The organism is Reyranella humidisoli (assembly GCF_019039055.1).
GTDB classification, from domain to species: domain Bacteria; phylum Pseudomonadota; class Alphaproteobacteria; order Reyranellales; family Reyranellaceae; genus Reyranella; species Reyranella humidisoli.
Genome location: NZ_JAHOPB010000001.1, coordinates 1,966,999 through 1,993,292, shown reverse-complemented (window position 1 = coordinate 1,993,292; position 26,294 = coordinate 1,966,999). Strand labels below are relative to the sequence as shown.

Below are 26,294 nucleotides of genomic sequence, written 5' to 3'. Positions count from 1 at the left end.
TGAGGAGAGGAAGCAGGATGGCGCGGCTCGTCTTCGGCATGAACAACTCTCTGGACGGCTATGTCGACCACCTGTCGTTCGGGCCGAGTGCCGCGCTCTTCCGCCATTTCATCGAGGAGGCGGAAGGGCAGGCCGGCAGTCTCTACGGCCGCCACGTCTATGAGCTGATGCGGTACTGGGACGACGATCAGCCCGACTGGGACGACGAGCGCCGCGCCTTTGCTGCGGCGTGGCGGCGGCAGCCGAAATGGGTCGTCTCGCGCTCGCTGGAATCGGTCGGTCCCAACGCCACGCTCATCCGCGACGATCTGGAACGCACCATCCGCAGGCTGAAGGACGAGCGCGACGGCGACATCGAGGTCGCCGGCCCGACCCTGGCGAAGAGCCTCACCGAACTCGGCCTGATCGACGAGTACCGGATCTACCTGCACCCCGTGGTGCTGGGCCACGGCACGCCCTACTTCGCAGGCCCGCGCCCGCCGCTCCGTCTCGTGTCCCATGACCGTATCGACGAGGACGTGATCAGGCTGACCTACGTTCCGGCTTGATTTCGGACCGCCGCAGGTCAGCCGCGGATCTCGACGCCGGCCCACTCCTCGAGAACCTTCGCCACCATGGTGAAGTCGGAGTCGGGACCGAACCGCGCCTTGGTGACGGCGAGCATTTCGAGCACCGCCGCGCCCACCAGCATGGGCACGCCCATGTTCTGCGCCTCGTCGAGGCAGAGGCGCACATCCTTGTGCGACAGCGCGGTGGCGAAGCCGAAGTCGAAGGTGCCCGGCAGCACGGCGCGCGGGAACTTGTCCTGGCTGGCGCTGTTGCGCCCGCTCGACACGTTGATGATGTCGATCAGCACCTTCGGATCGAGGCCGGCCTTCACGCCCATCGCCATCGCCTCGGAGGTGGCCACCAGCGCGGTCGCGGCCAGCATGTTGTTGGCGAGCTTCGCCGTCTGCGCGAGGCCGGGCTTCTCGCCGGTATGGAAGAGCTTGCCGAAGGTCTTCAGCACCGGCTGCAGCGCCTGATAGGTCGGCGTCGGGCACGACACCATGACGGCGAGCGTGCCGGCTTTCGCGCCCGTGACGCCGCCGCTTACCGGGGCATCGACCCAGCCGATGTCGCGTTCGGCAAGTCTCGCCGCGACTTCGCTGGCGACACCGGGGCCGGTCGTCGAGAGATCGATCAGGGTGCGGATCGATGAGCCGTTGATGATGCCCGCATTGCCGCCCAGCACCACCTCGCGCACGATGGCGGGGGTGGGCAGGCTCATCAGCACCACCTCGGCGATCGACGCGACCTCGGCCGGCGAGGCCGCGAGCTGGGCGCCGCGTGCGACCAGCGGCCCGGTCGCCTCCTCCGACACGTCGTAGACGCAGAGCCGGTAGCCCGCATCGAGCAGACGGTGCGCCATCGGCCCGCCCATCCGGCCCACGCCCACGAAGCCCAGCAATTGACCCGTCATGCTCATTTCCTCCGGCCGTCGGCCACTCTTTCGTTTTTCTGGTATCGTTACCAGCATATGATTACGGCGTGAGAGCATCAACGGGCAGGCAGGATGAGTGGTAAGGCACGGCGCGGCGAGGGCAGCGCTCTGAAGATGCGCGACATCGCCCGGCATGCCGGCGTGTCGCCGATGACGGTGTCGCGCGCGCTGCGCCAGCCGTCGGCGGTGTCGGAGGAGATGCGGCGCAAGGTCGATGCCGCGGTGCGCGAATTCGGCTACCTGCCCAACCGCATCGCCGGCAGCCTCTCGTCGAGCCGCTCCAACACCGTCGGGCTGGTCGTGCCCAGCATCCGCAACTCGCTCTACGCCAGCATGATCCAGGCGGCGTCCGACGTGCTGCGCGCCAACGGGCTGCACCTGATGATCGCCGACAGCGGCCACCGGCTCGAGGACGAGGAGGCGCTGGTCTCGGCCTTCCTGGCCCAGCGCGTCTGCGGCCTGATCCTGCACAACACGGTCCACAGCAAGCGGATGCGCAAGCTGGTCGAGACCAGCGGCGTGCCGGTGATCGAGACCGGCAACCTGCCCGACGAACCGCTCGACATGGCGGTCAGCTACTCGAACTTCGAGGCCGCGCGCGCCATGACGCTCCACCTGGCGCGTCTCGGCTACCGCCGGATCGGCTTCGTGACCCTGCCGGTGCGCGACAACGACCGCTCCGAGGAGCGCCGCCGCGGCTACTTCGCGGCGCTTAAAGAACTCGGGCGGCCGGCGGACGACAGTCTCGTCCTCGAAGCCGCCGGCGGCTTCAGCGAGGGCGCCGATGCGCTGGTGCGGCTGGTAAACGCCCATCCCGATCTCGACGCCGGTTTCTTCGCCGGCGAGGTACTGGCAGTGGGGGCGCTGTTCGAGTGCCAGCGCCGTGGCTGGGCAGTGCCGGGGCGCATCGCCATCGCGAGCTTCGACGACGTGGATCTGCTGCGGCACGCGGTTCCGAGCGTGACAACGCTGCGTATTCCACGACCTGAGATCGGAAAGCGCAGCGCCGAGCTGCTGGTCCGCCGCCTGCAGGGCGCGCCGGCCGAACCAATCAAGGTCGATCTCGGATTCGAGATCGTGCAACGCGAGAGCAGCTGAGGATTGAGGCATGCTGAAGGGCAGATGCGCGCTCATCACCGGCTCGACGCAGGGGCTCGGCCAGGCAATGGCCCGGCGGCTCGCCGCCGAGGGCTGCAACATCGTGCTGAACGGGTTCGGCGATCCGGCTGAGATCGAGGCGCAGCGCAGCGCGCTCGAGGCGGAGCATGGCATCCGTGCGCTGCATCACGGTGCCGACCTCGCCGAGTCGCGCCAGATCGCCGATCTGATCGAAACCGCCGGACGGGAATTCGGTGGCGTCGACATCCTGATCAACAACGCGGTCGTCCGTCACTTCGCGCCGGTCGAGAAATTCCAGCCGGAAGACTGGGACCGGGCCCTGGCGGTGAACCTGTCGGCGGCGTTCCACACGACGCGCCTGGTGCTCGCCGGCATGCGCGCGCGCGGCTTCGGTCGCATCCTCAACATCTCGTCCGTCTATGGCCTGTTCGGCGGCGTGAACCGGGTCGACTACATCACGACCAAGACGGCGCTGATCGGCCTCACCCGTGCCGTGGCGCTGGAGACGGCGCGCGACAACATCACCTGCAACGCCATCTGCCCAGGCTCCTCGCCCAGCCCGGCGATCGAGCAGCGGCTGCAAGACTTCATGGCCGCCGAGGGGCTGGCGCGCGACCAGGCAATGGAGAGGTTCATGGCCGGCCGTCAGCCGTCGGGCCGCTTCGTGGCCATGGAAAGCGTCGCCGCCCTGGCCGCCTTCCTGTGCAGCCCCGGCGCCGCCGACATCACCGGGGCGGCGCTGCCGGTCGACGGCGGGTGGAGCGCGAGCTGATCGTCTTTCTGTTTTTTATGGTAGCGGTACCAAAGACTCCGTCCTAGAATTTGCGCAACAAGGCAAAAACAGGAGGAAACCCATGAGCGTCACGCGTCGACAATTCGGCCCCGTCGCAGCCTCTCTGGCTGCGGTCGCGGCGGCCTCGCCGGCCTTCGGCCAGCAGACCAACGAGGTGGTGAGATGGCGACTCACCTCGAGCTTCCCCAAAAGCCTCGATACGCTGTTCGGCGCCTCGGCGACGATCGCGCGGGTCGTGGGCGAAATGACCGACGGCAAGTTCACGCTGACGCCGTTCGCCGCCGGCGAAATCGTGCCCGGCCTGCAGGTGCTGGATGCGGTGTCGAACGGCACGGTCGAATGCGGCCACACCTATACCGGCTACTACATCGGCAAGAATCCGAGCTTCATCTTCGACGGCTCGGTGCCGTTCGGCCTGACGCCGCGCATGCACAATGCCTGGATGATGTTCGGCGACGGCCGCAAGCTGATGGACGAGGTCTATGACGGCTTCAACGTCGTGGCCCTGCCGGCCGGCCAGACCGGCGGCCAGATGTTCGGCTGGTTCCGCAAGGAGCTGAAGACGCCGGCCGATTTCTCCGGCCTCAAGATCCGCACCGCTGGCTTCGGCGGCAAGGTCTTCGCCAAGCTCGGGGCCGTGCCGCAGCAGATCGCCGGCGGCGACATCTATCCGGCGATGGAACGTGGCACGCTCGACGCCTGCGAATGGGTCGGCCCCTACGACGACGAGAAACTCGGCTTCAACAAGGTTGCCAAATATTACTATACGCCGGGTGTCATGGAGCTGGAGGCCGTCAACCAGCTGATGATCAGCAAGGCCGCCTGGTCGAGCCTGCCGCCGCGCTACCAGATGATCCTCAAATACGCCTGCAGCTACTCGATGACCGAGATGCTGGCCTCCTACGACGCCAAGAACGCCGTGGCGATCGCCCGCCTGGTCGCCGCCGGGACGCAGCTCTCGGTGCTGCCGGACGAGGTGATCAAGGCGCTGCGGGTCGCGCTGGAAGCCGTGCTCGACGAGGAGGCGGCGCAGAACGAGCAGTTCAAGAAGATCCTGGCCAACTGGCGCCAGTTCCGCGCCACCCAGCATCGCTGGTTCTCGATCGCCGATACCCGCGCCGATCTGGCGGTCTTCCGCAGCGACCGCTGACGAGAGGAGATTGTCATCCCGAGCGTGAGCGAGGGACCTTTGCCCGGCACCGCGAAAGGTCCCTCACTTCGTTCGGGATGACAATGGTGGCTTAGGCCGCGATGGAAGCGCGGGCCTTGCCGATCATCAGCGCCGCGCGGGCGGCTTCGCGACCCTTCTCGACGAAGTGCGCGCGGAAGATCGCGTTGTGGTGTTCGGTCTCCTGATAGTGATGCGGCGTCAGCGACACCGACAGGACGGGCACACCGGTGTCCATGCCGGCGCGCATCAACCCGTCGACGACGGCCTGGGCGACGAAGTCGTGGCGATAGATCCCGCCATCGACCACGAAGGCGGCGGCGGCAACAGCCGCATACTTTCCCGTCGCCGCCAGGTCGCGCGAGAACAGCGGCAGCTCGAACGCGCCCGGCACGTCGAACACGTCGACCTGCGCGGGGGGAATCAATTCGAGGAATCCGTCGAGCGCACGATCGACGATGTCGGCGTGCCACCTGGCTTTGACGAAGGCGTAGCGGGCTTGTGTCATGGCAATCTCCTTTGGCGAACGACACGTCACCCAAGGCGATCACGCGCGGACCCGCTGCTCTGCTGAAGCAGCGGGACACACGTTCTCTTTCATCCGGACTGTGACCGTCGGCTCAGGCCTCGCACCTGATCTGCTGACCCTTCCTTGCGGAAGGCGCTCGCGGGCTCGCGGCTCGCGCCGCATACCGCCGGTAGGGAGTTTCACCCTGCCCTGAGAACGCCAAAACCATAATTGCCGGCCCAAAGGCTGGCAACGTGACCTCGCATTACTTCTTCTCGACGTTCCACAACGCGAGCGCAGGCGACGGCAGCAGGCCCGAGGCCTTGCGGCCTACGGCGGTGGGGGTCGTGAACTGGCCGAGCGGCGCGTGCGTGGGATACTCGGCGGCGCGGGCCTGGACCTGCGCGGCGATCTCCTTCTGCTTCGCCGGATCGGTCTCCTTGGCGTAGGCGTCGCGCAGCTTCTCCAGTTCCGGATCGCACGGCCAGCCGAACGTCGCCTTCTCGCAGGACGCGTTGAGGAACGCTGCAGCCACCGGATCGAGCACGTCGACGGCGGCCCAGGACGTGAAGAACGCGCTCCAGCCGCCGGCGTTCAGCGCATCCTTCTTGGCGCGGCGGCCGACCAGCGTCTGCCAGTCCATCGACTGCAGGTCGACCTTGAAGCCGGCCTTCTCGAGCTGCGGCTTGGCCACGGTGGCCAGGTTGTTGTGGCCGGCGATGTCGGTCTGGTGCATCAGCACGACCGGCGTGCCGTCGTAGCCCGCCTCGGTCAGGAGCTGCTTCGCCTTGGCGGCGTTGCCCGAGAGCTTGTCTTCCCAGCCCTTCGTCGTCTCGCTCGGCGAGCCGCAGGGGAACAGCGACTTGCACTCCCGGTAGAACTCGGGATTGCCGACGTTGGCGTCGAGGAAGTCCTTCTGGTTCAGCGCGTAGAGGACGGCCTGCCGGACCTTGGCGTTGTCGAACGGCTTGTGCAGCACATTGAAGCGCATCGAGTACTGGCGGCCGGCCTGGTTCACGACCTGGACCTTGATGCCCTTCTCCTTCTGGATCAGCGGCAGCAGGTCCGGCGGCACGATCTCGATCATGTCGACTTCGTCGTTCAGCAGCGCGTTGACCTGCGTCTGGGTGTCGGGGATCCAGACCCATTCGATCCTGTCGACCTTGGCGACCTTGCCGCCCGAGAGGCCGGCCGACGGTTCGGCGCGCGGCTTGTAGTTCGTGTTCTTGACGTAGACCGCCTTCTCGCCGGGCTTCCACTCGTCCTTCTTGAAGATGAAAGGACCGGAGCCGGTGGCGTCGGTGATCTGCGTGTTGGGATCGGTGCTTGCAACCCGCGCCGGCATCATGAACGGCACGTTGGAACCAGGCTTGCCGAGCGTGCTCAGCACGAGACCGTAGGGCTCCTTCAGCACCATCTTGATCGTCCTGTCGTCGGGCGCCGACAGTTCGGACACGTACGACATCAGCTTCTGGCCCATCGCATCCTTGGCGCCCCAACGCTTGAGCGAGGCGACGCAATCCTCTGCGGTGACCGGCTTGCCGTCATGCCAGGCCAGCCCGTCGCGCAGGGTGAAGGTCCAGGTGAGCTTGTCGGGCGAGGTGTCCCACTTCTCGACCATCTGCGGCTTGACCTGCAGCTTGTCGTCGAGCGCGAACAGCGTGTCATAGACCAGATAGCCGTGATGCTGGGTGATCAGCGCCGTCGTCCAGATCGGATCGATGATCTTGAGATCCGAATGAAGCGCCACCTTGAGGGCGGACTGCGGGGCTTGCGCCGAAGCGGGCGCAGGCACGGCGAACGGCACCACCGCGGCCGCGGCGGCGAGCGCGCAGATGAAACGACGACCCATGTTCAGCATGAAAACTCCTTACCCTTTGCCTTACCCGGTGAACCGACAATAAGGCGCGCGGCCACTACGCGCGACGCCCCGTCGACTCGAAGAAACGTCAGTCGCCCTGCGCGATGTCGAGAAGCGCCTGGCGGTCGACCAGCTTGAGGCGCGGCCGTCCCTGCGCCGCGCCGGCGGCGACCTCGGCCTTGTCGATGCGGCGCCAGCCCTCGGCGTCGACGGCGAGCGGCAGAATGTCGGGGCCACTCTTGGGGTCGCGGTCCTCGAGCCAGGCGATGACGTCCTTCGCCACGGCATGGCTGTCGGCACGGTTGGTCGGGATGGTGCCGCTGGGACCGCGACGCGCCCAGCCGACGGCGAAGACACCGTCCGCCTCCGGAAAGGCCTCGCCGGTATAGCCGATGCAGGTGACGACGAGGTCGGCGGGGATGGTTCCGGTCGACAGTTCGATCTCGCCCGGACGGATCGCCAGCGGCGTGGCGTGGAAACGGAAGTGCACCGTCACCGGCTTCTCGCCCGGCCTGTGCGCGGCGAAGCCCTTCAGCGTCTCGATGTTCTTGGCCTTGCGCAGCCTCTCCGGCGTGGGATCGGCGGCCGGCGCCACGGCATCGAGCACGCTGGCATCGGCCACCGACACGGCGCGGGCCAGCCGGCCCATTTCGGCCAGCTCGTTGGTCGTGAAGGAGGCCTGTTCGGCGCCGCGCCGTCCGATCACATGGATATCCGTGAGAGGCGCCGCCGCGATCGCCGCCGCCGCCTCGGGCACGATGTCGGACTTGGCCATCTCGTCCGGCGTCTTGGCCAGCAGACGCGCCACGTCGAGCGCCACGTTGCCGTTGCCGATCACCGCCACGGATTTCACGGCCGAGAGGTCCGGGCCCTCGCGGAAATCGGGATGGCCGTTCAGCCAGCCCACGAAGCGCCACGAGCCCCAGACCTGCGGCAGCTCCTCGCCCGGGATGCCGAGCTTGCGGTCGATCACCATGCCGGTGGCGACGATCACCGCGTCGTAGGCCTCGACCAGCTCGTCCCAGGTGAGGTCGCGGCCGATGTCGAGATTGCCGGCGAAGCGCACGTCTGGCTGGTCGAGCAGCTTGTCGAACTGGCGGACCACGGCCTTGGTGCCCTGGTGGTCGGGCGCGACGCCGGCCCGGACCAGCCCGAAGGGCGTGGGCAGGCGGTCGATGATGTCGATGCGGAGGTCCGGCCGGCCGCGCAGCAGCCCGTCCGCGGCATAGAAGCCGGACGGGCCGGCGCCGACAATGGCAACCCTGTGAGTCATGGCGGCCCGCTTAGCATATGATGGGCGCATGGCTAAATATGCAAAACTCCGACAGCTCGGGCATGAGACGCCCCTCCCCGCCTCGCCCGCCGAGGCCCTCCTCGAGACGGTGCCCAACCCGCATCCGGGCACGCTCTATCTCGCACGCTTCACGCAGCCCGAGTTCACCTCGCTCTGCCCGGTGACGGGCCAGCCCGATTTCGCGCACCTCGTGATCGACTACGTGCCGCGCGCCAAGCTGGTCGAGAGCAAGTCGCTGAAGCTCTATCTCAACAGCTTCCGCAACGAGGCGGCTTTCCACGAGGATTGCACCGTGGGCATCGGCAAGCGGCTGGTGAAGGAGCTGGCGCCGCGCTGGCTCAGGATCGCGGGCTACTGGTATCCGCGCGGCGGCATGCCGATCGACGTGTTCTGGCAGACCGCCCTGCCGCCCAAAGGCCTGTGGCTTCCCGACACCGGCGTCGCGTCCTATCGCGGCCGGGGATAATGGCCAAGCTGCCGCCCCGCCCCAAGCGGCCGCCCAAGCCGGCGACGGCGCGCGAGTTGCGGGACGCGATCGCGGCCAAGGCGCTGGAACTCGGCTTCGACGCCGTGGCCTTCGCGCCCGCGCAGCTGTCGCCCGAGGCGCGGCAGCAGCGCAGGGAGCGGATGGCCACGTTCCTCGAACGCGGCTTCCAGGGCGACATGGGCTGGCTGGTCGACCGCGCCGAGCAGCGCATCGATCCCGCGACCCTGTGGCCCGAAGCGCGCACCGTCGTGTCCGTGGCGCTGAACTACGGGCCGGCGAGCGATCCGCGCGACGTGTTGCAGGAGCGCGAACGCGGCGCGGTCTCGGTCTATGCGCAGGGCCGCGACTATCACGACGTGATGAAGAGCCGGCTGAAGCAGCTCGGCCGCTTCATCTGGGACACCTATCACCAGAGCCTGAAAGTCTTCGTCGACACCGCGCCGCTGATGGAAAAGCTCGCCGCGCAGCAGGCGGGCCATGGCTGGCAGGGCAAGCACACCAACCTGGTGTCGCGCCGCTTCGGCTCCTGGCTGTTCCTCGGCGAACTGCTCCTGTCGGTCGAACTGCCGCCCGACGCGCCGGAGACCGATCATTGCGGCCAGTGCCGCGCCTGCCTCGAGTCGTGTCCGACCGACGCCTTCCCCGCCCCGTACCAGCTCGATGCGCGGCGCTGCATCTCCTATCTCACCATCGAACATGCCGGCCCGATCGATCGCGAGTTCAGGGCGGCGCTGGGCAACCGCATCTATGGCTGCGACGACTGCCTCGCCGCCTGCCCGTGGAACAAGTTTGCCCGCCAGTCGCGCGAGGCGGCGTTCGTGCCGCGCGCCGAGCTTCAGGCGCCGCTCCTGTCCGAGCTGGCGACGCTCGACGACGCGACCTTCCGCGCACGCTTCTCCGGCACCGCGGTGAAGCGCATCGGCCGCAACCGCTTCCTGCGCAACGTCGCCTATGCGCTGGGCAACAGCGGCACGCCGGCCCAGTCGCTGCCCGCGGTCGAACGGCTGCTGCAGGACGAGCAGCCCCTGGTGCGCGGCGCCGCCGTCTGGGCGCTGTCGCAGCTCGCGCCGGACGAAGCGGCGCGGCGTAGCCAGAGCGTCGATGAGCCCGACCCCGACGTCCGCGCGGAGTGGGCTGACCCGTTTCAGACTCCTCGCCCCCGCTAGGGGGAGAGGAACATGAGGCGGCTAGCGCCGCTCTCGGAAGAAGGCGCGCAGCAGCTCGGCCGCCTCGCGCTCACCGAGGCCGGGATATAGGTCGGGGCGGTGGTGGCAGGTGGGCTGGTCGAAGATGCGCGGGCCCTGCTCGATGCCGCCACCCTTGGGATCGGCCGCGCCCCAGTAGACGCGGCGCAGCCGGGCGAAGGAAATCGCCTGGGCGCACATCGGGCACGGCTCCAGCGTGACGTAGAGATCGCAGTCGACCAGCCGCGGCGAGCCCAGCGCGGCAGCCGCGGCCCGGATCGCCAGCAGCTCGGCATGGGCGGTCGGGTCCTTAAGCTCCTCGGTACGATTGCCCGCCTCGGCCAGCACCGCGCCGCCGGGTCCGACGATCACGCAACCGATCGGGACCTCGCCACGCGCGCCGGCCGCACGGGCGGCGGCGAGGGCTCTTTCCATGGGCGTCGACTTGGCTGAATCCGGCATCGTGGCCGCACTATAGCGCGCGACGGCGCACGCGCGTATCTTGGCCCCCATGCCCCGTCCCCTGATCGGAGTCACCCTGGATGCTGAAAAGCCAGGCGGATACTCCAAGTTTCCCTGGTATGCGCTGCGCCAAAACTACCTCGACGCGATCGACGCGGCGGGTGGCCTGCCCATAGCGCTGCCGCACGAGCCCGACCGGGTCGCCGACTATCTCGAGCGCATCGATGCGCTGGTCGTGACCGGCGGCGCCTTCGACGTCGATCCCTCCTACTATGGCGGCGGCGCGCGCCACGCGACGGTGATCACCAAGGACCGCCGCACCGCCTTCGAGTTCGGCGTCACCAAGGGCGCGCTCGAGCAGAACAAGCCGGTGCTGGGCATCTGCGGTGGCCAGCAGCTCCTGCACGTCGTGCTGGGCGGCAAGCTGATCCAGCACATCCCTGACACGATCGCCGATCCGCTGGCCCACGAGCAGCCCAATCCGCGCAACGAGCCCGGCCATGTCGTGAAGGTTGCCCGGGGCACGCAGCTGCACGGCATCGTCGGCGCCGAGGAGCTGCAGGTGAACAGCGCCCATCACCAGGCCGCCGCCGATTCGCCGGAAGGCATCGTGGTGAACGCCACCGCGCCGGACGGCGTGATCGAGGGCATCGAGGCCCCGGCCTACCGTTTCTGCATCGGCGTGCAGTGGCATCCCGAGTTCCTGATCTCCGAAGGCGACGCGAAACTGTTCCGCGCCTTCCTGGGAGCGGCGGCCGCACGATGACCGAAGCACCCGTCAAGGAAGGCGAGCGCATCGCCAAGCGCCTCGCGCGCGCCGGCCTGTGCTCGCGCCGCGATGCCGAGCGCTGGATCGAGGCCGGTCGCGTGAAGGTCGACGGCAAGGTGCTGGAGACCCCGGCCTGCGTCGTCACCGAAAAGAGCGTCATCGAAGTCGATGGCAAGCTGCTGGGCGCCCCCGAGCGGGCGCGCATGTGGCGCTATCACAAGCCGCCGAGCGAGATGGTGACGGCGCGCGATCCCGAGGGACGGCGCACCATCTTCGACTCGCTGCCCAAGAGCCTGCCGCGCGTCGTCACGATCGGCCGCCTCGACTATTTCTCCGAAGGGCTGCTGCTGCTGACCAACGACGGCGGCCTGGCGCGCCAGCTCGAACTGCCGGCCAATGGCTGGACGCGCCGCTACCGCGCCCGCGTGCACGGCAATGTCGACGAGGCCAAGCTCGCCGATCTCGCCAACGGCATCACCATCGAGGGCGTGCGCTACGGCTCGATCCAGGCCAGCCTCGACCGCCAGCAGCGCTCCAACGCCTGGATCGACATCGCGCTGACCGAGGGCAAGAACCGCGAGGTGCGCCGCGTGCTGGCCCATCTCGAACTGCCGGTGGTGCGCCTGATCCGCGTGGCCTTCGGGCCTTTCCATCTCGGCGAGCTGGAGCGCGGCCTCGTCGACGAGGTTCCGCCGCAGGCGCTCGAGAACCTGCTGGGCGTCAAGCGTCCGCCGCGCAAGGAAGGCTGGGCCAAGCCCAAACCGCGGCCGGCCCCGCCCCACGCCAAGCGCCGGCGGACCTGATGATCAGGATCATCGGTGGCAGGCATCGCGGGCGCATGCTCGAAACACCGCCGGGCGACGCGACGCGCCCGACCTCCAATCGCGCCCGGGAATCGCTGTTCAACGTGCTGATGCATGCGCGCTGGCGCGACGGCGAAGACGATGGCGGCACCTCGCCGCTGATCGACGCGCGCGTGCTCGACGCCTATGCCGGCTCCGGCGCGCTGGGGCTGGAGGCGCTGTCGCGCGGCGCCGCCCATGTGACGTTCCTCGACAACGAGGCCAATGCGATCAAGGCGATCGGCGAGAACCTGCGCAAGCTGGGCGAGGCCGGCGCGGCCAAGGTCGTGCGCGCGGATGCGACGCGGCCGCCGCCCTGCCGCGAGCCCTGCGATCTCGTCTTCCTCGATCCGCCCTATCGCTCGGGCCAGGCGCCCCTCGCCATCGCGGCGCTGGCCGCCGCGGGCTGGATGACGCCGGGCTGCGTCGTCACGGTCGAACTCGCGCACAACGAGGACATGATCGCGCCCGACGGCTTCGAGACGATCGACGAGCGGCGCTATGGCGCCGCCAAGATCGTGATCCTGAAGCGGGGTCCGTGAGGCGCGCGCCCGTGAAGCTGACGGCCCCTCTCTACATGCTGCGGCACGGCGAGACCGCGTGGAACACCGAACGCCGCATGCAGGGCAGCAAGAATTCCGACCTGACGCCGCGCGGCCGCGTCCAGGCGCTGGCGATGGGCCGCACCCTGAAGGCCGAACTCGAGCGCGAACCCGGTCCCACGATCTTCCTGCGCAGCCCGCTCGGCCGAACCCGCGAGACGTCGGAGATCGTCGGCCGCGAACTCGGTATCGCCTTCGGCGAATGGCGGGAAGACATCCGGTTGGCCGAACTCTCCTATGGCACCTGGGAAGGCTTCTCCTGGGCCGAGATCGAGATCGATCATCCGACGGCGCTCGCCGACTGGCGCGCCGATCCGCACGGCTACTGCCCACCCGGCGGCGAGACGCATATCGATCTGCGCCGACGCTGCGAGGCGGTGCTGACGGAGATCGCGACGTCGGGCACGCGCACCGTGGTGGTGAGTCATGGCGTCAGCGGCGCCGTCGTGCGCGGCCTCAATCTCGGTCTCGATGCACGCGCCATGTTCGTTCTCGAGAAGCCGCAGGATGCCTTCTTCCGGTTGATGGCCGGTCAGGAAGAACGCATCGCCTGCGATCTGTAGTGCCTTTCGGTCTCAAATCGACACGCACGACCTCATCCTGAGGAGGTCGCGCAGCGACCGTCTCGAAGGATGGGCAACGGACGCGGTGCGTGTGCCCACCCTTCGAGACGCGCTCCTCCGGAGCGCTCCTCAGGGTGAGGTGGTTGTTGGTGAGCGGGCGATGTTTTCCCGGTCGGACAGGCTCCAACGTAGCCTTGAACGTACCTGTGACCGTAACGGTGTGCCGGCTATAAGCGCCGGCATGGAAACGACGGCACAGACGGAAAGCACGGAACGCGCGACATGGCGCGGCGAAGCGCGCGCGACGCTCGTGCTCGCCTGGCCGCTGATCCTCACCAATCTCGCGCAGACGCTGATGACCGCGACCGACGTGGTGATGATGGGCTGGCTCGGCCCCGACGCGCTCGCCGCCGGCGCGCTTGGCTCCAATCTCTACTTCGCGACGATGATCTTCGGCCTTGGCCTCACCACGGCCACCGCGCCGATGATCGCGCGCGAGCTCGGCCGCAAGGGCCATTCGGTGCGCGATGTGCGCCGCACGGTGCGCCAGGGCCTGTGGATGGCGGCGGTCGTCACGCTGCCGATCTGGATCGTGCTGTGGCAGAGCGAGGCGATCCTGCTGGCGCTGGGCCAGGAGCCGGCGCTGGCGAAGGCGGCGAGCGAGTATGTCCGCGCGCTGCAATGGTCGCTGCTGCCGTTCTTCTTCTTCCTCGTGCTGCGCGCCTTCGTCTCGGCGCTGGAACGGCCCCTGTGGGCGCTCGCCGCCGGCGTGGCCGGCGTCGTCGCCAATGCCGCGGCGGCGTGGCTGCTGATCTTCGGCCATTTCGGATTCCCCAATCTCGGCCTGGTGGGCGCCGGCTACGCCACGACCTTCGCCGACATCCTGATGTTCGCGATTCTCGCGACGGTGCTCGTCACCGACCGGAAGTTCCGCCGCTATCACCTGTTCGGCCGCTTCTGGCGCGCCGACTGGCCGCGCTTCCGCGAGCTGTGGCATCTCGGCCTGCCGATCGGCGCGACGCTGGTCTTCGAGGTAGCGGTGTTCAACGGCGCGACGTTCCTGATGGGCCTGATCGGCGCGGCGGCGCTCGCCGCCCACTCGATCGCCATGCAGCTCGCGTCGCTCTCCTTCATGGTGCCGCTCGGCCTCGCCCAGGCCGCGACCGTGCGCGTCGGCCGTGCCTTCGGCGCGCACGACCGGGAAAGCATCCGTCGCGCCGGCTGGACGGCGTATGTCATGGGCGTGGGCTTCATGGCGCTGACGGCGCTGGCGATGGTGCTGGCGCCACGCCTGCTGGTCGGCGTGTTCCTCGATCTCGACACGCCGGCCAACGCGCCCGTCATCGAACTGGCGGTCGGCTTCCTGATGATCGCCGCCCTGTTCCAGGTGGCCGATGGCGGCCAGGCGGTGGCGGCCGGCATGCTGCGCGGCCTGCACGATACGCGCGTGCCGATGGTCTATGCCGGCATCGGCTACTGGTGCATCGGCCTGTTGCTGGGCGTGGTGCTGGCGTTCCAGGGCGGGCTGGGCGGCCTCGGCCTGTGGATCGGCCTGGCGACGGGCCTCACCGTCGTGGCCCTGCTGCTGATCGGCCGCTGGCTGCGACGCGAGCGGCTGGGACTCGTCAGCTTCGGGTGAGCCGCGCCGTCCGGCGGCAGCCGCTGTTCTCGCTTATGACCAGGCTCTGGCCGTCGCCGCGCGCGGTGAGCTGCATGCGCTGGTGCGTGGGGCCCTTCACCGACGCGAGGCTCAGGAGATTGAACGCGGCACCCGCCTTGGCCACGCCGTGGATCTGCCACAGGCCGGGAGTGGGTGGCGGCGGAGCGGATTTGTTGGGATTGGGCACCGGCCCGCGCGCGGTCGTGTCGTAGGCCGAGCCGTCGACGAAGCCCGATTCGATGGTGAGCACATAGTCGAGCGGCGCATTGCACGAGCCTCCGTCGCTGGTGCCGCGCCAAGTCCCGTCGAGCGGCGAGGCCGGTGCGGGCGTCGGCGTGCCGGACGGCGGCGCGACCGAGGGCGGCGGTGCGGCGCGGTTCTGAGCCGACGCCCCAGTGGCGACGGTTCCGGCAATCATGAGCAGCGCGAGAAGCTTCTTCATCGTCTTCCGAACAGCCGCTCGATGTCGGCCAGCTTGAGTTCGACATAGGTCGGTCGGCCATGATTGCACTGCCCGGAGTGCGGTGTCGCCTCCATCTGGCGCAGCAGGGCATTCATCTCCTCGACCGTGAGCCGGCGGCCCGCCCGCACCGATGTATGGCAGGCCAGCGTCCCGCAGACTTCCTCGACTTTCTCCTTGAGCGACAGATGATCGCCCATCTCGGCCAGTTCGTCGGCCAGATCGCGAACCAATCCCTGGATGTCGACCTCGCCCAGCACGGCCGGCGTCTCGCGGACCACGACCGCACCGAGCCCGAACGGCTCCAGCACCAGCCCCATGTCGGCCAGTTCGGCAGCGCGCTGGGTCAGGCGCCGCGCGCCATCCTCGCCGATCTCGACGACCTCCGGCAGCAGCAGCGCCTGCCGCTTCACGCCCTCGGCCTCGAGCTGCGTCTTCAGCCGCTCATGCACCAGACGCTCGTGCGCGGCGTGCTGGTCGACGATCACCACGCCCTGTTCGGTCTGGGCCACGATGTAGGTCTCGTGGAGCTGCGCGCGCGCGACACCCAGCGGATAGTTGCCCGGAGCGATGTTCGACGCTGGCTCCTCGACGCGCGCCGACAGGCCATCGAGCGGTGCCATGAACTGCATCGCCGCTTCGGCCAGGCCGCGCGGCACCGATGAATATCCATTGCCCGCGCCGTAACCGCCTCCACCCATCGGCAGAGGCGTCGCAAAACCCGTATGCGGACGGAACGCGCCGAGCGCCGCGTCGGACACGGTCGTGCTGGCGCGATGGCCGGCCGCCGAGAGCGCGGTGCGCAGGGCACCGACGATCATGCCGCGCACGATGCCGGCATCGCGGAAGCGCACCTCGGTCTTGGCCGGATGGACGTTGACGTCGACCATCTCGGGCGGCGCTTCGAGGAACAGCGCCACCATCGGATGGCGGTCGCGCGCCAGGAAATCCTGGTAGGCGCCGCGCACCGCGCCGGCCAGCAGCTTGTCGCGCACCGGGCGGCCGTTGACGAAGAGATACTGATGCTGGCTCGTCGGGCGATTGAGCGTCGGCAACCCTGCAAAGCCGGTGAGCCGGAAGCCCTCGCGGTTGGCGTCGATCGCCACGGCATTGTCGGCGAACTCGCGCCCCATGATGGCGGCCAGCCGTTCGAGCCGCGCGGCGTCGCCCGACAGGAGCGACGGGCTGGCGGCCGCCAGGTCGATCAGCGCACGCTCCTCGCTTTCCAGCCGGAAGGCGACGCCGGGATGGGCCATGGCAAGCCGGCGCATCGCGTCGGCGACGTGGCCGGATTCGGTGCGCGGCTCCTTCAGGAACTTGAGCCGCGCGGGGGTCGCAAAGAACAGCTCGCGCACCTCCACGCGCGTGCCCTGCGGATGCGCGGCGGGCCGCGGCTCGGCCTTGGCGCCGCCGTCGATCTCGAGACTCCAGGCCGTATCGGCACCGGCCGGACGCGAGGTGATGGTGAAGCGGCTCACCGAGGCGATCGACGGCAGCGCCTCGCCGCGGAAGCCCAGCGTGCGGATGTCGGTCAGGTCGTCGTCGGGCAGCTTGGAGGTGCAGTGCCGTTCGACCGCGAGGCGCAGCTCGTCGGGCGACATGCCGATCCCGTCGTCGACCACCGAGATGAAGGTGCGGCCGCCTTCCTTCAGGGTCACGGCGATGCGCCGCGCGCCGGCGTCGAGCGCGTTCTCAACCAGCTCCTTCACGGCGCTGGCCGGGCGCTCGACCACCTCGCCGGCGGCGATGCGGTTGACCAGCGTCGAGGGAAGGCGTCGCAGCGCTCTGGGCGGGGTGCGGGGGGCGCTCATGGCGCCGTCATTTTACGACCGGGCGCCCGGGGAAGATACGCGGGCGGCGAGATACTGGCGGGTCAGGATCTTGCCCTCCTCGACCGCCGGCTGGTCGAAGGCGTCGACGCCCAGCAGCTGGGCGGCGAACATCGTCTCCAGCATGTAGTGCATCATCAGGGCACCCATCACCCGCTCGTCGAGTGTGGCGATCCGCATGATGCGCGTCGGCCGGCCGTTCTTCACCAGGGTCACGGCCGTGGCCTCGGCCTCTGCCAGCAGGAGATCACCCAGCGACTGGTTCTCGAGATAGGCGAGCGTCTTGTCGCCGCCCAGCGATGCCGGCGCGATCGGAGTGCCCTTGCCTGCCGTGTCGAGGATCAGCACCGTAAACATCTTGTCCGCCGGGCCGCCGAGATAGAGCTGGAGCTGGCTGTGCTGGTCGACGGTGCCCATGGCGCGCACCGGCGTGGAGCCGTTGCCGCCCTTGCCAAGGCTCTCCGCCCAGAGCTGGCGGTACCAGAAGCCGAAATAGCCCAGCCGGTCGCAATAGGGCATCAGCACCGTCGTGCCGATACCGCGTTCCTTCGCCAATCCGATCGACAGGGCCGCACCGACGGCCGGCGCGAGGTCCTTGGCGTCGCTGGCTTCGAGCACCGGATCGAGGACGCTTGCCGCACCTTCACGGATCGCACCGACATCGAGGCCGGCGATCATCGCGGGCAACAGGCCGACCAGCGACAGCACGGAGAAGCGGCCGCCCACCTTGGGATCGTGGTCGAGGATCGGGCAACCGATGCGCGCGGCCAGCCGGCCGAGCGCGTTGTCGCTGGGCTCGGTGATGGCAACGATGTGCTCGGCGAGCTTTTCCTTGCCGACCTTCGCCTCGAACTCAGGCAGCAGCGTCAGGAACTGCGTCAGCGTCTCGGCGGTGGTGCCGGACTTGGAGATCACGATCAGGCCGGTGCGCGCCAGCGGCAGCCGGGCGGCCAGTTCGGTGAAAGTCGAGGGATCGACATTGTCCATGAACCAGAGCTTCGGGCGTCCGCCCTGAGGGCCGAATCCCAGGTCCTTGAGCGCGACCAGCGTCTGGCCGCCGAGGCTCGACCCGCCGGTGCCCAGCACGATCACGTGCTCGAACCTGGCGAAGCGCTCGGCGTGCGGCTTCAGGAGCGCGAGATCGTCGCGCGCGCCGGGCAGGCTGAGCAGCGGCAGGGTGCCGTCCGCCTTCCACTGGCGGAACCTGTCGAGCGCAGCCGAAGCGCGTGCCAGTTCGCGGTCGAGCGAGGCCTGCGGCAGGCCGCTCTTGCCCACCTTGCTTTCCAGGGCATCGTCGATCACGTGGCTGTAGAACATTTGAACTCCCTAGGGTTCAGGCGTGACGCCGACCGGCTTGCCGACCACGACCGTGGTCAGTGTCTCGTCACGCAGCAGACGTTGCGCAACCTTGCGAACGTCCGCGAGCTTGACGGCCGCGATCAACGACGCGCGGCGCGTCAGGTGATCGGGCGAGAGGCCGTCGATCTGCATGGAATGGAGCAGGCCCGCGATCGAACCCGAGGAATCGAGCGACAGGGCCAGCGCACCGGTCAGATAGGTCTTGGCGTCGTTGAGCTCGGCTTCGGTGACGCCGTCGGTGCGCATCCGCGCCATCTCGGCGCGAATCACCTTGAGCGCCTCGGCGACGCGCTCGTTCGCCGAGCCGGTCGACATGACCAGCAGCGCGGCGCGCTTGTAGGTGCGCAGGCCGCTCGACACGCTGTAGGCCAGGCCGCGCTTCTCGCGTACCTCGTTGAACAGGCGCGACTGCTGGCCGCCGCCGCCCAGAATGTGGTTCATCACCAGCGCCGCGTACCACTCGGGATCGTCACGCGGGATGCCGGGCAGCGCCATCACGGCGGTGCTCTGCGGCACCGGGCGCTCGACGACGACGGTGCGCGGCTTCGTCGGCGGCACCCATTCCGGTGGCAGTGCCGGTGGCGTCCCGGTCGGCAGCACGCCGAACGAGCGGTCGATCTGGCGTGCCAGTTCCGCCTCGCCGATATCGCCCACCGCCGCAACGACGAGGCTGTTGCGCAGCAGGAGTTCGGCGACGCGCTTCTTCAACAGTTCGGGCGTCACCGCCGCGAGCCCCTGCGGCGTGCCATCTGGATCCGCGGCATAGGGATGGCCGGCGAACAGCGTCTGCATCAGCGTGCGGCTCGCCACCGAGCCTGGACGCTGCGCGGCCTGGTTCAGGCTTGCGAGCGTCTGCGCGCGGCGCTGGTTCAGCATGTCGGGATCGAAGCGCGGCTCGGTGAGCGCCAGCCGCAGCAGTTCGAACCCCTCGTCGCGGCTGGCCGACAGCACGCGCAGCGAGCCGGTCAGCCGGTCCAGCGAGGCGTTGAAGCCCAGCGACGCGGCGGCACTTTCCTGGCGCTGGCGAAAAGCCTGGGCGTCCATCGGGCCGGCGCCGTCGGTCAGCAGCCCCGCCATCAGTTCGGTGATGCCCGCCTGGCCCGCCGGATCGGTGGCCGTACCGCCCGAAAAGGAGAAGGAGAGCGCCACCACGGGCGTGCTCTTGTCCTCGACCAGCCACGCCTTGATGCCGAGCGGCGTCGTGATCTGCTTGATGTCGATGGCGAACGCCATCCCCGGAACGAGGACGAGCCAGGCGGCGAAGGCCGCCGCGAGCGGGCGCAGCCGCTTCATCGACTGCCCTCGGCCGGCGTGAGCAGCGCGGTGACCGCGCCATCGTCGCGCCAGACATGGCGGGCGGCCGCCACGACATCGGCCGGCGTGACGGCGGCAATGCGCTCGGGCCACGCATCGACATCGGCCACGGTGCTGCCCGTGCTCAGTGCCGTGCCGTAGATGCGCGGGCCGCTGGCGAGCGAGTCCTGCGAGTAGATAGCGGCCGCCAGGAGCTGGTTCTGTGCGCGCTCGACTTCCTCCGCCGTGACGCCGCCATCGAGCAGCTTCTTCATCTCGGACGTCACCGCTTCCTCGACGTCGGCCAGGCTGCTCGACTTCGCGGGATGCACGCCGATATCGAAAGACGTCAGGCCGAGGCTCGACGGGCCATACGATGCATAGGCCGACAGGCCGACCTTGCGCTCGTTCACGAGGACTCTCGACAACCGGCTGGTCTCGGTGCCGCCGAACAGCCGCGCCAGCACCTGCAGCGCATAGGCGTACTTCGTCTCGCCCATACGGTAGGACGGCGCCAGCCACAGCCTCGACCAGCGCGGCTCGGCGACACGCGCATCGGCGCGGACCACCTTCTGCGGCAGATCGGTGCCCCCCCGAGAGGGGCGCGTCCGCGGTTCGGTCTTACGCCTCGCGATCGGGCCGTAATATCGCTCCGCCAGCTTGCGGACGTGCTCTGCCGTGGTGTCGCCGGCCACGATCAGGACCGCGTTATTGGGCGCGTAGTGGCGGCGATAGAAGGCCAGCAGGTCGTTGACGCCGAGTTTCTTGATGTCGTCGGCATAGCCAATGACCGGCATGGCATAGGGCTTGTGGCGGCCGTAGAGTTGCTCGCGCACCGCCTCGTCGAGCAGCGACGCCGGCACGTTGTCGGTGCGCATGCGGCGTTCCTCGAGGATGACCTGCCGCTCGGGCACGATCTCGCGCTCGGTGACGTGCACGTTGACCATGCGGTCGGCTTCCATGCGCATCACCAGCTCGAGCTGCGCGGCCGCAATGGTCTGGTGATAGCCCGTGGAATCGAACGTGGTGTAGGCGTTGTCGCGGCCGCCGTTGCGCGAGACGATTCGCGAGAACTCGCCGCCCGGCACCTTGTCGGTGCCCTTGAACATCATGTGCTCGAGGAAGTGCGCGGCGCCCGTATGGCCGAAGGTCTCGTCGGCGCTGCCGACCTTGTAGACCACGACCTGGGTGACGATCGGCGCGCGGCGCGACGGCAGGACGATGGCCTGGAGGCCGTTCGCGAGGGTGAACGTCTCGGCGTCGCGTCGGCCCACGGCGAAGAGCTTCGCAAGCGCCGGGGCGGGCGGGATCGCCGCGCCGGCAAGAAGGCCGCCGAGCAGGGCGCGGCGGCCGAGGAGCGGCATCGAACTCAGAAGATGCCTTCGAGGAGCCCGCGCTTGCGGCGCGTGATCGTCGGCGTCGGCCCCGAGGCCGGCTGGCCGGCTGCCTGCGAATCGCGGATGCGCTGCTGTTCCAGGCTGGGATCCACGACCACGCCGGACGGCGGCGAGCTCTGCCAGAAGATCAGGCTGTCGAGGAAAGACTTGTCGCTCTCGCCCAGCGTCTTGGTGTCCTTGTTGACCTGGCCGCGGATGTTGGGATCGATGCCGCCCTGCCCGGCGCGGGCAACCAGCGCCTGTTCGGAGTTGCTGCCCGACCGTGCCGCGTCGGGACCGGCGTTGACGCGGGCCTGGGTGCGGCCGGCAAGGGCCGGCGACAGCGCCTCCTTGGCCTGGTCGGCCGGGGTCACTTCCTGCGGGCGCGGCTCGCCCGGCCGCGGCGGCCGCAGTTCGGCGTTCGGCGGCATGGTGAGCGGCGAATGGGAGACGATCTTGAACTCGTCGGGCGACACCTTCTTGGCGCCGCCAAAGTTCTCCAAGGCGCCGCAGCCGCCGAGGGCGAGCGCGCTGCAGGCCATGAGGGCCAATGGAATCGGGAGGAGAATCGGTTTCATCGTCCGTCCTTGGTAATGAGCTTTTGTGCGCCGATCATGGCCGCTTCAGGGCGCCTGCTTCTTCTCGACGAGCAGCGAGTCGACGAGCATGAGTCCAACGCCGACGACAATCGCCGCGTCGGCCACGTTGAACGCCGGCCAGTGCCAGCGCCCTATGTGGAAATCGGCGAAATCGAATACCGCTCCCCATCGGGCACGGTCGATAACATTGCCGATGGCTCCCCCCATGACAAGGCCGATGCCCCATCCTGTCAGGGGACGGTCGGTGCGCCGCAGCCAGACGAAAAGCCCGATGCAGACGGCAATCGCCACGCCGGAAAGAACCCAGGGCGGCACCGCCTGGTCGCCGCCCAGCAGACCGAAGCTGATCCCCCGGTTCCACACGATCACCAGCCGGAAGAAACCGTCGATCACCGGCACGATGGCGCCGGCCTTGAGCAGGAACCCCAGCAGCAGCTGCTTGGAAGCCTGGTCCGCCACGAGCGTGACGGCCAGAAGCACCATGGCCTGCCGATCGATGGGCCTCATGCTGAAACTGCATCCTCGCAGCGCAGGCAGAGCAGCGGATGGGCGGTCGACTTGCCCACCTCTTCCAGCACCTGCCAGCAGCGCGCGCACTTGGTGCCTTCGGCCGCGCTCGGCACGACGGCGACGCCGGCCACGTCCGGCAGGGTGAAGGCCCCAGCCGGCGCCTCGCCCTCGACGAGATGGCCACCCGACGTGATGCAGATCTCGCTGAGGTCGAGACCTTCCAGCGCCTTCAGGTATTCCGGCGCGACATGGACGTGCGGCCCGGCCTGCAGGCTCGAGCCGATACGTTTCTCCGCTCGCTCCAGTTCCAGCGCGCCAGTGACGACGCGGCGCAGGGCGCGAACGGTCTTCCACTTCTCTCCCAGCGCCGCATCGAGCCATGCGGGGGGGATGATGGGATAGAGGCGCAGATGGACGCTATCGGCCTTGCCGTCCGGAATGTCGTTCGGCCGCGCGAGCCAGGCCTCTTCGGCCGTGAAGCAGGTGATCGGCGCCAGCCACGCCGTCAGGAACGAAAAGACCTCGGCCATGACGGTGCGCGCGGCGCGACGGCGCGGCGTGCCGGACGCGTCGCAGTAGATCGAGTCCTTGCGGATGTCGAAGTAGAAGGCCGAGAGGTCGACGGCGCAGAAATTGTGCAGCTCCGTCGCGATCGTGTGGAAGTCGTAATCGTCGACCGCGCGGCGCAGCACGCCGTCCAGCTCGGCCAGGCGATGCAGCACCCAGCGCTCCAGCTCGGGCATCTCGGCATGGCTCACCGTCTCGTCCGACGAATAGCCGTCGAGGCTGCCCAGCAGGTAGCGCAGCGTGTTGCGCAGCCGGCGATAGGCTTCAGCCTGGTGCTTCAGGATCTCCGGACCGATGCGCTGGTCCTCTGTGTAGTCGGTGCCGACCACCCAGAGGCGCAGGATGTCGGCGCCGTACTGGTCGCAGACCGACTGGGGCGCCGTGATGTTGCCCAGCGACTTCGACATCTTGCGGCCCTGCTCGTCGAGCGTGAAGCCGTGCGTCAGCACGCCGTCATAGGGCGCGCGGCCGCGCGTGCCGCAGCTCTCGAGCAGCGAGGAATGGAACCAGCCACGATGCTGGTCCGAGCCTTCGAGATAAAGGTCGGCCGGCCACTTCAGCCGGTCGTTGCCTTCGAGCGTGAAGGCATGCGTGCAGCCCGAGTCGAACCAGACGTCGAGGATGTCGGTCACCTGCTCGAAATCGGCGGCATCGTACTTGTTGCCGAGGAAGCGCTCGGGCGGGCTCTCGAACCAGGCATCGGCGCCCTCGGTGCGGAACGCCTCGACGATGCGGCCCATCACCTCGGCGTCGCGCAGCGGCTCGCCGGTCTTCTTGTCGACGAACACCGCGATCGGCACGCCCCAGGCGCGCTGGCGCGAGACGTTCCAGTCGGGCCGCGTCTCGATCATCGAGCGCAGGCGGTTGTAGCCAGCGCGCGGCACGAAGCGCGTGACGTCGATCGCCGCCAGCGCCTTTTCGCGCAGGGTCCCGCCGATCTCGGGGATCGGCTTGTCCATGGCGATGAACCATTGTGGCGCGTTGCGGAAGATGACCGGCGCCTTGGAGCGCCAGGAATGCGGATAGCTGTGCGTGATGCGGCCCGAGGCGAGCAGCTTGCCCATCTCGTCGAGCAGCGCGATGGCGGTGCGGTTGGCGTCGCCCTTCTTGCCGTCCTGCGTATAGACGCGCTTGCCCGCGAACAGCGGCACGTGTGGATAGTAGGTGCCGTCCTCGGCGACCGTGTCCGGCACTTCCACGCCGTTGGCGACACCCAGCTCGTAGTCGTCGGCGCCATGGCCCGGCGCGATGTGCACGAAGCCCGTGCCGGCATCGGCCGTCACGAACTCTCCGGGCAGCAGGCGCACGTCGAACTCGAAGCCCTTGCCGCGGAACGGATGCGCCGCGATCAGCCCGTCGAGATCTTCAGCCGACACCTCGGCCACGATCTTCGGCGTGAACTTCGTTTCCGCCGCGACCGCGTCGACCAAGTCGCGCGCCAGTACCAGCTTCTCGCCGACGCGGGCCTTGCTGCCCTCACCGACGGCCGCGACCTCGACCAGCGCGTAGGCGATATCCCGGCCGTAGGCGAGCGCGCGGTTGCCCGGCATGGTCCACGGCGTCGTCGTCCAGATCACGATCGAGGTGCCGTCGAGCTTGCCGCCGTTCGACTTCACGACCGGGAAACGCACGTGGATCGTGTCCGACGTGTGGTCGTGATACTCGATTTCGGCCTCGGCCAGCGCGGTCTTCTCGACCACCGACCACAGCACCGCCTTGGAGCCCTTGTAGAGGCCGCCGTTCATCAGGAACTTGCCCAGTTCCCTCACGATGACAGCCTCGGACTCGTACTTCATCGTCGAGTAGTAGTTCTCCCAGTCGCCGTCGACGCCGAGCCGCTTGAACTCCTCGCGCTGCACCGTGATCCAGTGATCGGCGAAGGCGCGGCACTCGCGCCGGAACTCGACGATCGGAACCTGGTCCTTGTCCTGCTTCTTGGCGCGGTACTGTTCCTCGATCTTCCATTCGATCGGCAGGCCGTGGCAGTCCCAGCCCGGCACGTAGTGGCTGTCCTTGCCCAGCATCTGCTGGGTGCGCGAGACGAGGTCCTTCAGGATCTTGTTGAGTGCGTGCCCGATATGGAGGTTGCCGTTGGCGTAGGGAGGGCCGTCGTGCAGCACGAACTTCGGCCGGCCCCGGCTCTCGGCCCTGAGCCGGTCCCAGAGCTTCATCTCGGCCCAGCGCTTCAGGAGCTCGGGCTCCTTCTTGGGCAGCCCGGCGCGCATGGGGAAGTCGGTCTTCGGCAGAAAAACGCTGGATTTATAATCAGTTGTCACAAGAAACCCGGCACTGAGAGGAGCGATGGCGGCCGTCCGGAAACAGCCGCGAACAGACAGGACAAACCCGGCCGCAGTCAGCGGACCGGGCGGATAATTCGCTCCTGGAAGGCCCCGATAAACATAGGGCGGGCAATCTAGGGATGGGGGTCGGGGGGGTCAAGGCGGAGCGCCCAGCTAGCAGATTGCTTATTGCAGGCAGGTACTGCGATGATGTGTTGGCTTTGCCCTTATTCGATCCGCCTGTCTCGAAGAATCTTCTCTGGCCCAAGTCGGCACGCTGGCCGCGTCGCCGAGTTCTCGTCGTGCTGAGACGGTTTCAAGCAACATTTCCAGGAATACTCTACGACCTAGAGCTGGGTGTTGATGTCGCAAATGCTCAAGCTTTTGTTGAAGGAGGAAGAAAGCGCGTGCGCCTTTATGGCGGTCTAGTGCGTCATCGGAACATCGGATCGGCCGGCCTCGCTACCGTACTCGCACACGAGACAGGTCATCATCTCGGAGGCCCTCCACATCTTCCAACCAACAGATCGTTGAGCAGCGAGGAGCGCGCAACGGAGTGGGCGTTAAGCATCGGCCTTCCAACCGTGTTCGGCATCAGGACGGCACAGCGGATCGCTTCGTCTGGCTGCAAGCAATTGCAAGCACTCGGCACATGCGAGTAGCTTGCTTTAAGCACGCTGTGTGATAATTTTTTATACTTAGGAAGTCTGTTGTCGAGGGGGAGTGTGGAGATGGGACTTTACTTCAACACGAAGACGACTCGGACGATGCAAGAAAAGGTGAATGAGCAATTCACCGGCGCGCCGATCGATTTTTGGAAGGACTTTGCTCAAAGAAAACACTTCCGACGGGGTGCCGAAGGCAAGCCGCTCCATGCCATAGCAGCTCAGGTCAGATTAGAGCCGGACGACGCCAATGCAAAAAAGCGCTGGATGCAATGGCTTAAGGACCTTGAACGCGACACTGGCGATCGAATGAGAGACATCTTTTTCGAAAACCTTGATCCATCCTCAAAGTGCAAAGAGCTGAATTTTGTGCCGGTCCTAAGTGCCGGCATGCCCATTGCGATTCGTACTGAGCCACCGGTTAGCGTTCCTGGCGGATATGCTTTGACTGTTTACATACACACTCCCACAGCCAAGGCCGTAAGAGCCGCAATCAAAAAGCGACAAGAAGCCATCGCGAGACGCAGGGCGAAGAACAAGAAGGATTGAGAGGCGGCGCCCT

General features: G+C 67.9%; 26 protein-coding genes and 1 riboswitch. Of the genes, 13 read left to right on the top strand and 13 right to left on the bottom strand.

Features of this window, described 5'->3' with window-relative positions:
- Positions 1–17: 17 nt before the first annotated feature.
- Positions 18–548, top strand: coding sequence for a dihydrofolate reductase family protein (locus KQ910_RS09785; protein ID WP_216958924.1), 531 nt, complete (start codon positions 18–20; stop codon positions 546–548).
- 17 nt (positions 549–565) lie between these two features.
- On the opposite strand, the gene KQ910_RS09780 is transcribed toward KQ910_RS09785, so the two are convergent.
- Positions 566–1,462: an NAD(P)-dependent oxidoreductase gene (locus KQ910_RS09780; protein ID WP_216958921.1), complete on the bottom strand. Its 897-nt coding sequence runs from the start codon at positions 1,460–1,462 to the stop codon at positions 566–568.
- Positions 1,463–1,555: 93 nt separating this feature from the next.
- Here KQ910_RS09780 and KQ910_RS09775 point away from each other — a divergent pair, with 93 nt between their 5' ends.
- The 3 genes from KQ910_RS09775 (at position 1,556) to KQ910_RS09765 (ending at position 4,545) form a co-directional block, all read left to right on the top strand.
- Positions 1,556–2,581 carry a LacI family DNA-binding transcriptional regulator gene (locus KQ910_RS09775; RefSeq protein WP_216958918.1) on the top strand — a complete coding sequence of 342 codons (1,026 nt, stop codon included), beginning with the start codon at positions 1,556–1,558 and terminating at the stop codon, positions 2,579–2,581.
- Between the two features lie 10 nt (positions 2,582–2,591).
- Entirely contained in the window at positions 2,592–3,374 is a 783-nt protein-coding gene (locus KQ910_RS09770) for a 3-hydroxybutyrate dehydrogenase (protein WP_216958916.1), read from the top strand.
- Positions 3,375–3,456: 82 nt separating this feature from the next.
- Positions 3,457–4,545, top strand: coding sequence for a TRAP transporter substrate-binding protein (locus KQ910_RS09765; RefSeq protein WP_216958913.1), 1,089 nt, complete (start codon positions 3,457–3,459; stop codon positions 4,543–4,545).
- 91 nt (positions 4,546–4,636) lie between these two features.
- Here KQ910_RS09765 and KQ910_RS09760 read toward each other — a convergent pair whose 3' ends face one another.
- From KQ910_RS09760 to KQ910_RS09750, 3 genes are all read right to left on the bottom strand, one after another.
- Positions 4,637–5,071, bottom strand: coding sequence for a 6,7-dimethyl-8-ribityllumazine synthase (locus tag KQ910_RS09760; RefSeq protein WP_216958911.1), 435 nt, complete (start codon positions 5,069–5,071; stop codon positions 4,637–4,639).
- A gap of 77 nt (positions 5,072–5,148) precedes the next feature.
- Positions 5,149–5,293: riboswitch (FMN riboswitch) on the bottom strand.
- Between the two features lie 43 nt (positions 5,294–5,336).
- Entirely contained in the window at positions 5,337–6,932 is a 1,596-nt protein-coding gene (locus tag KQ910_RS09755; protein ID WP_216958908.1) for an ABC transporter substrate-binding protein, read from the bottom strand.
- An 88-nt stretch (positions 6,933–7,020) separates the two neighbouring features.
- Positions 7,021–8,205 (bottom strand): FAD-dependent oxidoreductase, encoded by a 1,185-nt coding sequence (locus tag KQ910_RS09750; RefSeq protein ID WP_216958904.1) that lies wholly within the window; start codon positions 8,203–8,205, stop codon positions 7,021–7,023.
- Between the two features lie 28 nt (positions 8,206–8,233).
- On the opposite strand from KQ910_RS09750, the gene queF reads away from it, so the two are divergent.
- Both queF and queG read left to right on the top strand, forming a co-directional pair.
- A complete protein-coding gene (queF, locus tag KQ910_RS09745) occupies positions 8,234–8,692 on the top strand; it encodes a preQ(1) synthase (protein ID WP_216958901.1) in 459 nt (152 codons plus the stop codon).
- Positions 8,692–9,879 (top strand): tRNA epoxyqueuosine(34) reductase QueG, encoded by a 1,188-nt coding sequence (queG, locus tag KQ910_RS09740; RefSeq protein WP_216958898.1) that lies wholly within the window; start codon positions 8,692–8,694, stop codon positions 9,877–9,879. The genes queF and queG overlap by 1 nt, the downstream gene beginning before the upstream one ends.
- A gap of 21 nt (positions 9,880–9,900) precedes the next feature.
- Here queG and KQ910_RS09735 read toward each other — a convergent pair whose 3' ends face one another.
- Positions 9,901–10,332, bottom strand: coding sequence for a nucleoside deaminase (locus tag KQ910_RS09735; RefSeq protein WP_216958895.1), 432 nt, complete (start codon positions 10,330–10,332; stop codon positions 9,901–9,903).
- A 76-nt stretch (positions 10,333–10,408) separates the two neighbouring features.
- Between KQ910_RS09735 and KQ910_RS09730 the strand changes: the two genes are divergently transcribed.
- From KQ910_RS09730 to KQ910_RS09710, 5 genes are all read left to right on the top strand, one after another.
- On the top strand, positions 10,409–11,125 hold the full coding sequence (locus KQ910_RS09730; protein WP_216958892.1) for a gamma-glutamyl-gamma-aminobutyrate hydrolase family protein: 717 nt from the start codon (positions 10,409–10,411) through the stop codon (positions 11,123–11,125).
- The gene (locus KQ910_RS09725; RefSeq protein ID WP_216958889.1) at positions 11,122–11,931 is read left to right on the top strand and encodes a pseudouridine synthase; all 810 of its coding nucleotides are present in this window, start codon (positions 11,122–11,124) and stop codon (positions 11,929–11,931) included. The genes KQ910_RS09730 and KQ910_RS09725 overlap by 4 nt, the downstream gene beginning before the upstream one ends.
- Positions 11,931–12,512 (top strand): 16S rRNA (guanine(966)-N(2))-methyltransferase RsmD, encoded by a 582-nt coding sequence (rsmD, locus tag KQ910_RS09720; RefSeq protein WP_229600367.1) that lies wholly within the window; start codon positions 11,931–11,933, stop codon positions 12,510–12,512. Before KQ910_RS09725 ends, rsmD begins: the two co-directional genes overlap by 1 nt.
- 11 nt (positions 12,513–12,523) lie before the next feature.
- The gene (locus KQ910_RS09715) at positions 12,524–13,135 is read left to right on the top strand and encodes a histidine phosphatase family protein (RefSeq protein WP_216958886.1); all 612 of its coding nucleotides are present in this window, start codon (positions 12,524–12,526) and stop codon (positions 13,133–13,135) included.
- A gap of 241 nt (positions 13,136–13,376) precedes the next feature.
- Positions 13,377–14,774 carry an MATE family efflux transporter gene (locus KQ910_RS09710; RefSeq protein ID WP_216958883.1) on the top strand — a complete coding sequence of 466 codons (1,398 nt, stop codon included), beginning with the start codon at positions 13,377–13,379 and terminating at the stop codon, positions 14,772–14,774.
- Here KQ910_RS09710 and KQ910_RS09705 read toward each other — a convergent pair.
- From KQ910_RS09705 to ileS, 8 genes are read right to left on the bottom strand one after another with little or no spacing between them, the layout of a single operon-like run.
- Entirely contained in the window at positions 14,761–15,237 is a 477-nt protein-coding gene (locus KQ910_RS09705) for a hypothetical protein (RefSeq protein ID WP_216958881.1), read from the bottom strand. The two genes, KQ910_RS09710 and KQ910_RS09705, sit on opposite strands and share 14 nt — an antisense overlap.
- Positions 15,234–17,066: a DNA mismatch repair endonuclease MutL gene (gene mutL, locus KQ910_RS09700; RefSeq protein WP_216958877.1), complete on the bottom strand. Its 1,833-nt coding sequence runs from the start codon at positions 17,064–17,066 to the stop codon at positions 15,234–15,236. The genes KQ910_RS09705 and mutL overlap by 4 nt, the downstream gene beginning before the upstream one ends.
- 12 nt (positions 17,067–17,078) lie before the next feature.
- Positions 17,079–18,401: a phosphoglucose isomerase-related protein gene (locus KQ910_RS09695; RefSeq protein ID WP_216958874.1), complete on the bottom strand. Its 1,323-nt coding sequence runs from the start codon at positions 18,399–18,401 to the stop codon at positions 17,079–17,081.
- A 9-nt stretch (positions 18,402–18,410) separates the two neighbouring features.
- A complete protein-coding gene (locus KQ910_RS09690; RefSeq protein ID WP_216958871.1) occupies positions 18,411–19,736 on the bottom strand; it encodes a M16 family metallopeptidase in 1,326 nt (441 codons plus the stop codon).
- Complete coding sequence (locus tag KQ910_RS09685; RefSeq protein ID WP_216958868.1) at positions 19,733–21,100, bottom strand: M16 family metallopeptidase; 1,368 nt, start codon at positions 21,098–21,100, stop codon at positions 19,733–19,735. Before KQ910_RS09685 ends, KQ910_RS09690 begins: the two co-directional genes overlap by 4 nt.
- Before the next feature lie 5 nt (positions 21,101–21,105).
- Positions 21,106–21,690 (bottom strand): DUF3035 domain-containing protein, encoded by a 585-nt coding sequence (locus KQ910_RS09680; protein ID WP_216958865.1) that lies wholly within the window; start codon positions 21,688–21,690, stop codon positions 21,106–21,108.
- 45 nt (positions 21,691–21,735) lie between these two features.
- On the bottom strand, positions 21,736–22,218 hold the full coding sequence (gene lspA, locus KQ910_RS09675; protein WP_229600366.1) for a signal peptidase II: 483 nt from the start codon (positions 22,216–22,218) through the stop codon (positions 21,736–21,738).
- Positions 22,215–25,013 (bottom strand): isoleucine--tRNA ligase, encoded by a 2,799-nt coding sequence (gene ileS / locus KQ910_RS09670; protein WP_216958862.1) that lies wholly within the window; start codon positions 25,011–25,013, stop codon positions 22,215–22,217. Before ileS ends, lspA begins: the two co-directional genes overlap by 4 nt.
- A 194-nt stretch (positions 25,014–25,207) precedes the next feature.
- Here ileS and KQ910_RS27200 point away from each other — a divergent pair, with 194 nt between their 5' ends.
- Both KQ910_RS27200 and KQ910_RS09660 read left to right on the top strand, forming a co-directional pair.
- The gene (locus tag KQ910_RS27200; RefSeq protein ID WP_369408316.1) at positions 25,208–25,729 is read left to right on the top strand and encodes a M48 family metalloprotease; all 522 of its coding nucleotides are present in this window, start codon (positions 25,208–25,210) and stop codon (positions 25,727–25,729) included.
- 69 nt (positions 25,730–25,798) lie between these two features.
- On the top strand, positions 25,799–26,281 hold the full coding sequence (locus tag KQ910_RS09660) for a hypothetical protein (protein ID WP_216958856.1): 483 nt from the start codon (positions 25,799–25,801) through the stop codon (positions 26,279–26,281).
- The last annotated feature ends 13 nt before the right edge of the window (positions 26,282–26,294 follow it).

Coding starts and splice junctions, on each gene's coding strand:
- ileS (WP_216958862.1), bottom strand. CDS start 25,013: ATGCGCGCCGGGCTGCCCAAGAAGGAGCCCGAGCTCCTGAAGCGCTGG.
- KQ910_RS09690 (WP_216958871.1), bottom strand. CDS start 19,736: ATGAAGCGGCTGCGCCCGCTCGCGGCGGCCTTCGCCGCCTGGCTCGTC.
- KQ910_RS09725 (WP_216958889.1), top strand. CDS start 11,122: ATGACCGAAGCACCCGTCAAGGAAGGCGAGCGCATCGCCAAGCGCCTC.
- rsmD (WP_229600367.1), top strand. CDS start 11,931: ATGATCAGGATCATCGGTGGCAGGCATCGCGGGCGCATGCTCGAAACA.
- KQ910_RS09710 (WP_216958883.1), top strand. CDS start 13,377: ATGGAAACGACGGCACAGACGGAAAGCACGGAACGCGCGACATGGCGC.
- mutL (WP_216958877.1), bottom strand. CDS start 17,066: ATGAGCGCCCCCCGCACCCCGCCCAGAGCGCTGCGACGCCTTCCCTCG.
- KQ910_RS09760 (WP_216958911.1), bottom strand. CDS start 5,071: ATGACACAAGCCCGCTACGCCTTCGTCAAAGCCAGGTGGCACGCCGAC.
- KQ910_RS09730 (WP_216958892.1), top strand. CDS start 10,409: ATGCCCCGTCCCCTGATCGGAGTCACCCTGGATGCTGAAAAGCCAGGC.
- KQ910_RS27200 (WP_369408316.1), top strand. CDS start 25,208: ATGGGGGTCGGGGGGGTCAAGGCGGAGCGCCCAGCTAGCAGATTGCTT.
- KQ910_RS09780 (WP_216958921.1), bottom strand. CDS start 1,462: ATGACGGGTCAATTGCTGGGCTTCGTGGGCGTGGGCCGGATGGGCGGG.
- KQ910_RS09695 (WP_216958874.1), bottom strand. CDS start 18,401: ATGTTCTACAGCCACGTGATCGACGATGCCCTGGAAAGCAAGGTGGGC.
- KQ910_RS09775 (WP_216958918.1), top strand. CDS start 1,556: ATGAGTGGTAAGGCACGGCGCGGCGAGGGCAGCGCTCTGAAGATGCGC.
- lspA (WP_229600366.1), bottom strand. CDS start 22,218: ATGAGGCCCATCGATCGGCAGGCCATGGTGCTTCTGGCCGTCACGCTC.
- KQ910_RS09660 (WP_216958856.1), top strand. CDS start 25,799: ATGGGACTTTACTTCAACACGAAGACGACTCGGACGATGCAAGAAAAG.
- queG (WP_216958898.1), top strand. CDS start 8,692: ATGGCCAAGCTGCCGCCCCGCCCCAAGCGGCCGCCCAAGCCGGCGACG.
- queF (WP_216958901.1), top strand. CDS start 8,234: ATGGCTAAATATGCAAAACTCCGACAGCTCGGGCATGAGACGCCCCTC.
- KQ910_RS09680 (WP_216958865.1), bottom strand. CDS start 21,690: ATGAAACCGATTCTCCTCCCGATTCCATTGGCCCTCATGGCCTGCAGC.
- KQ910_RS09685 (WP_216958868.1), bottom strand. CDS start 21,100: ATGCCGCTCCTCGGCCGCCGCGCCCTGCTCGGCGGCCTTCTTGCCGGC.
- KQ910_RS09785 (WP_216958924.1), top strand. CDS start 18: ATGGCGCGGCTCGTCTTCGGCATGAACAACTCTCTGGACGGCTATGTC.
- KQ910_RS09765 (WP_216958913.1), top strand. CDS start 3,457: ATGAGCGTCACGCGTCGACAATTCGGCCCCGTCGCAGCCTCTCTGGCT.
- KQ910_RS09755 (WP_216958908.1), bottom strand. CDS start 6,932: ATGCTGAACATGGGTCGTCGTTTCATCTGCGCGCTCGCCGCCGCGGCC.
- KQ910_RS09750 (WP_216958904.1), bottom strand. CDS start 8,205: ATGACTCACAGGGTTGCCATTGTCGGCGCCGGCCCGTCCGGCTTCTAT.
- KQ910_RS09770 (WP_216958916.1), top strand. CDS start 2,592: ATGCTGAAGGGCAGATGCGCGCTCATCACCGGCTCGACGCAGGGGCTC.
- KQ910_RS09705 (WP_216958881.1), bottom strand. CDS start 15,237: ATGAAGAAGCTTCTCGCGCTGCTCATGATTGCCGGAACCGTCGCCACT.
- KQ910_RS09735 (WP_216958895.1), bottom strand. CDS start 10,332: ATGGAAAGAGCCCTCGCCGCCGCCCGTGCGGCCGGCGCGCGTGGCGAG.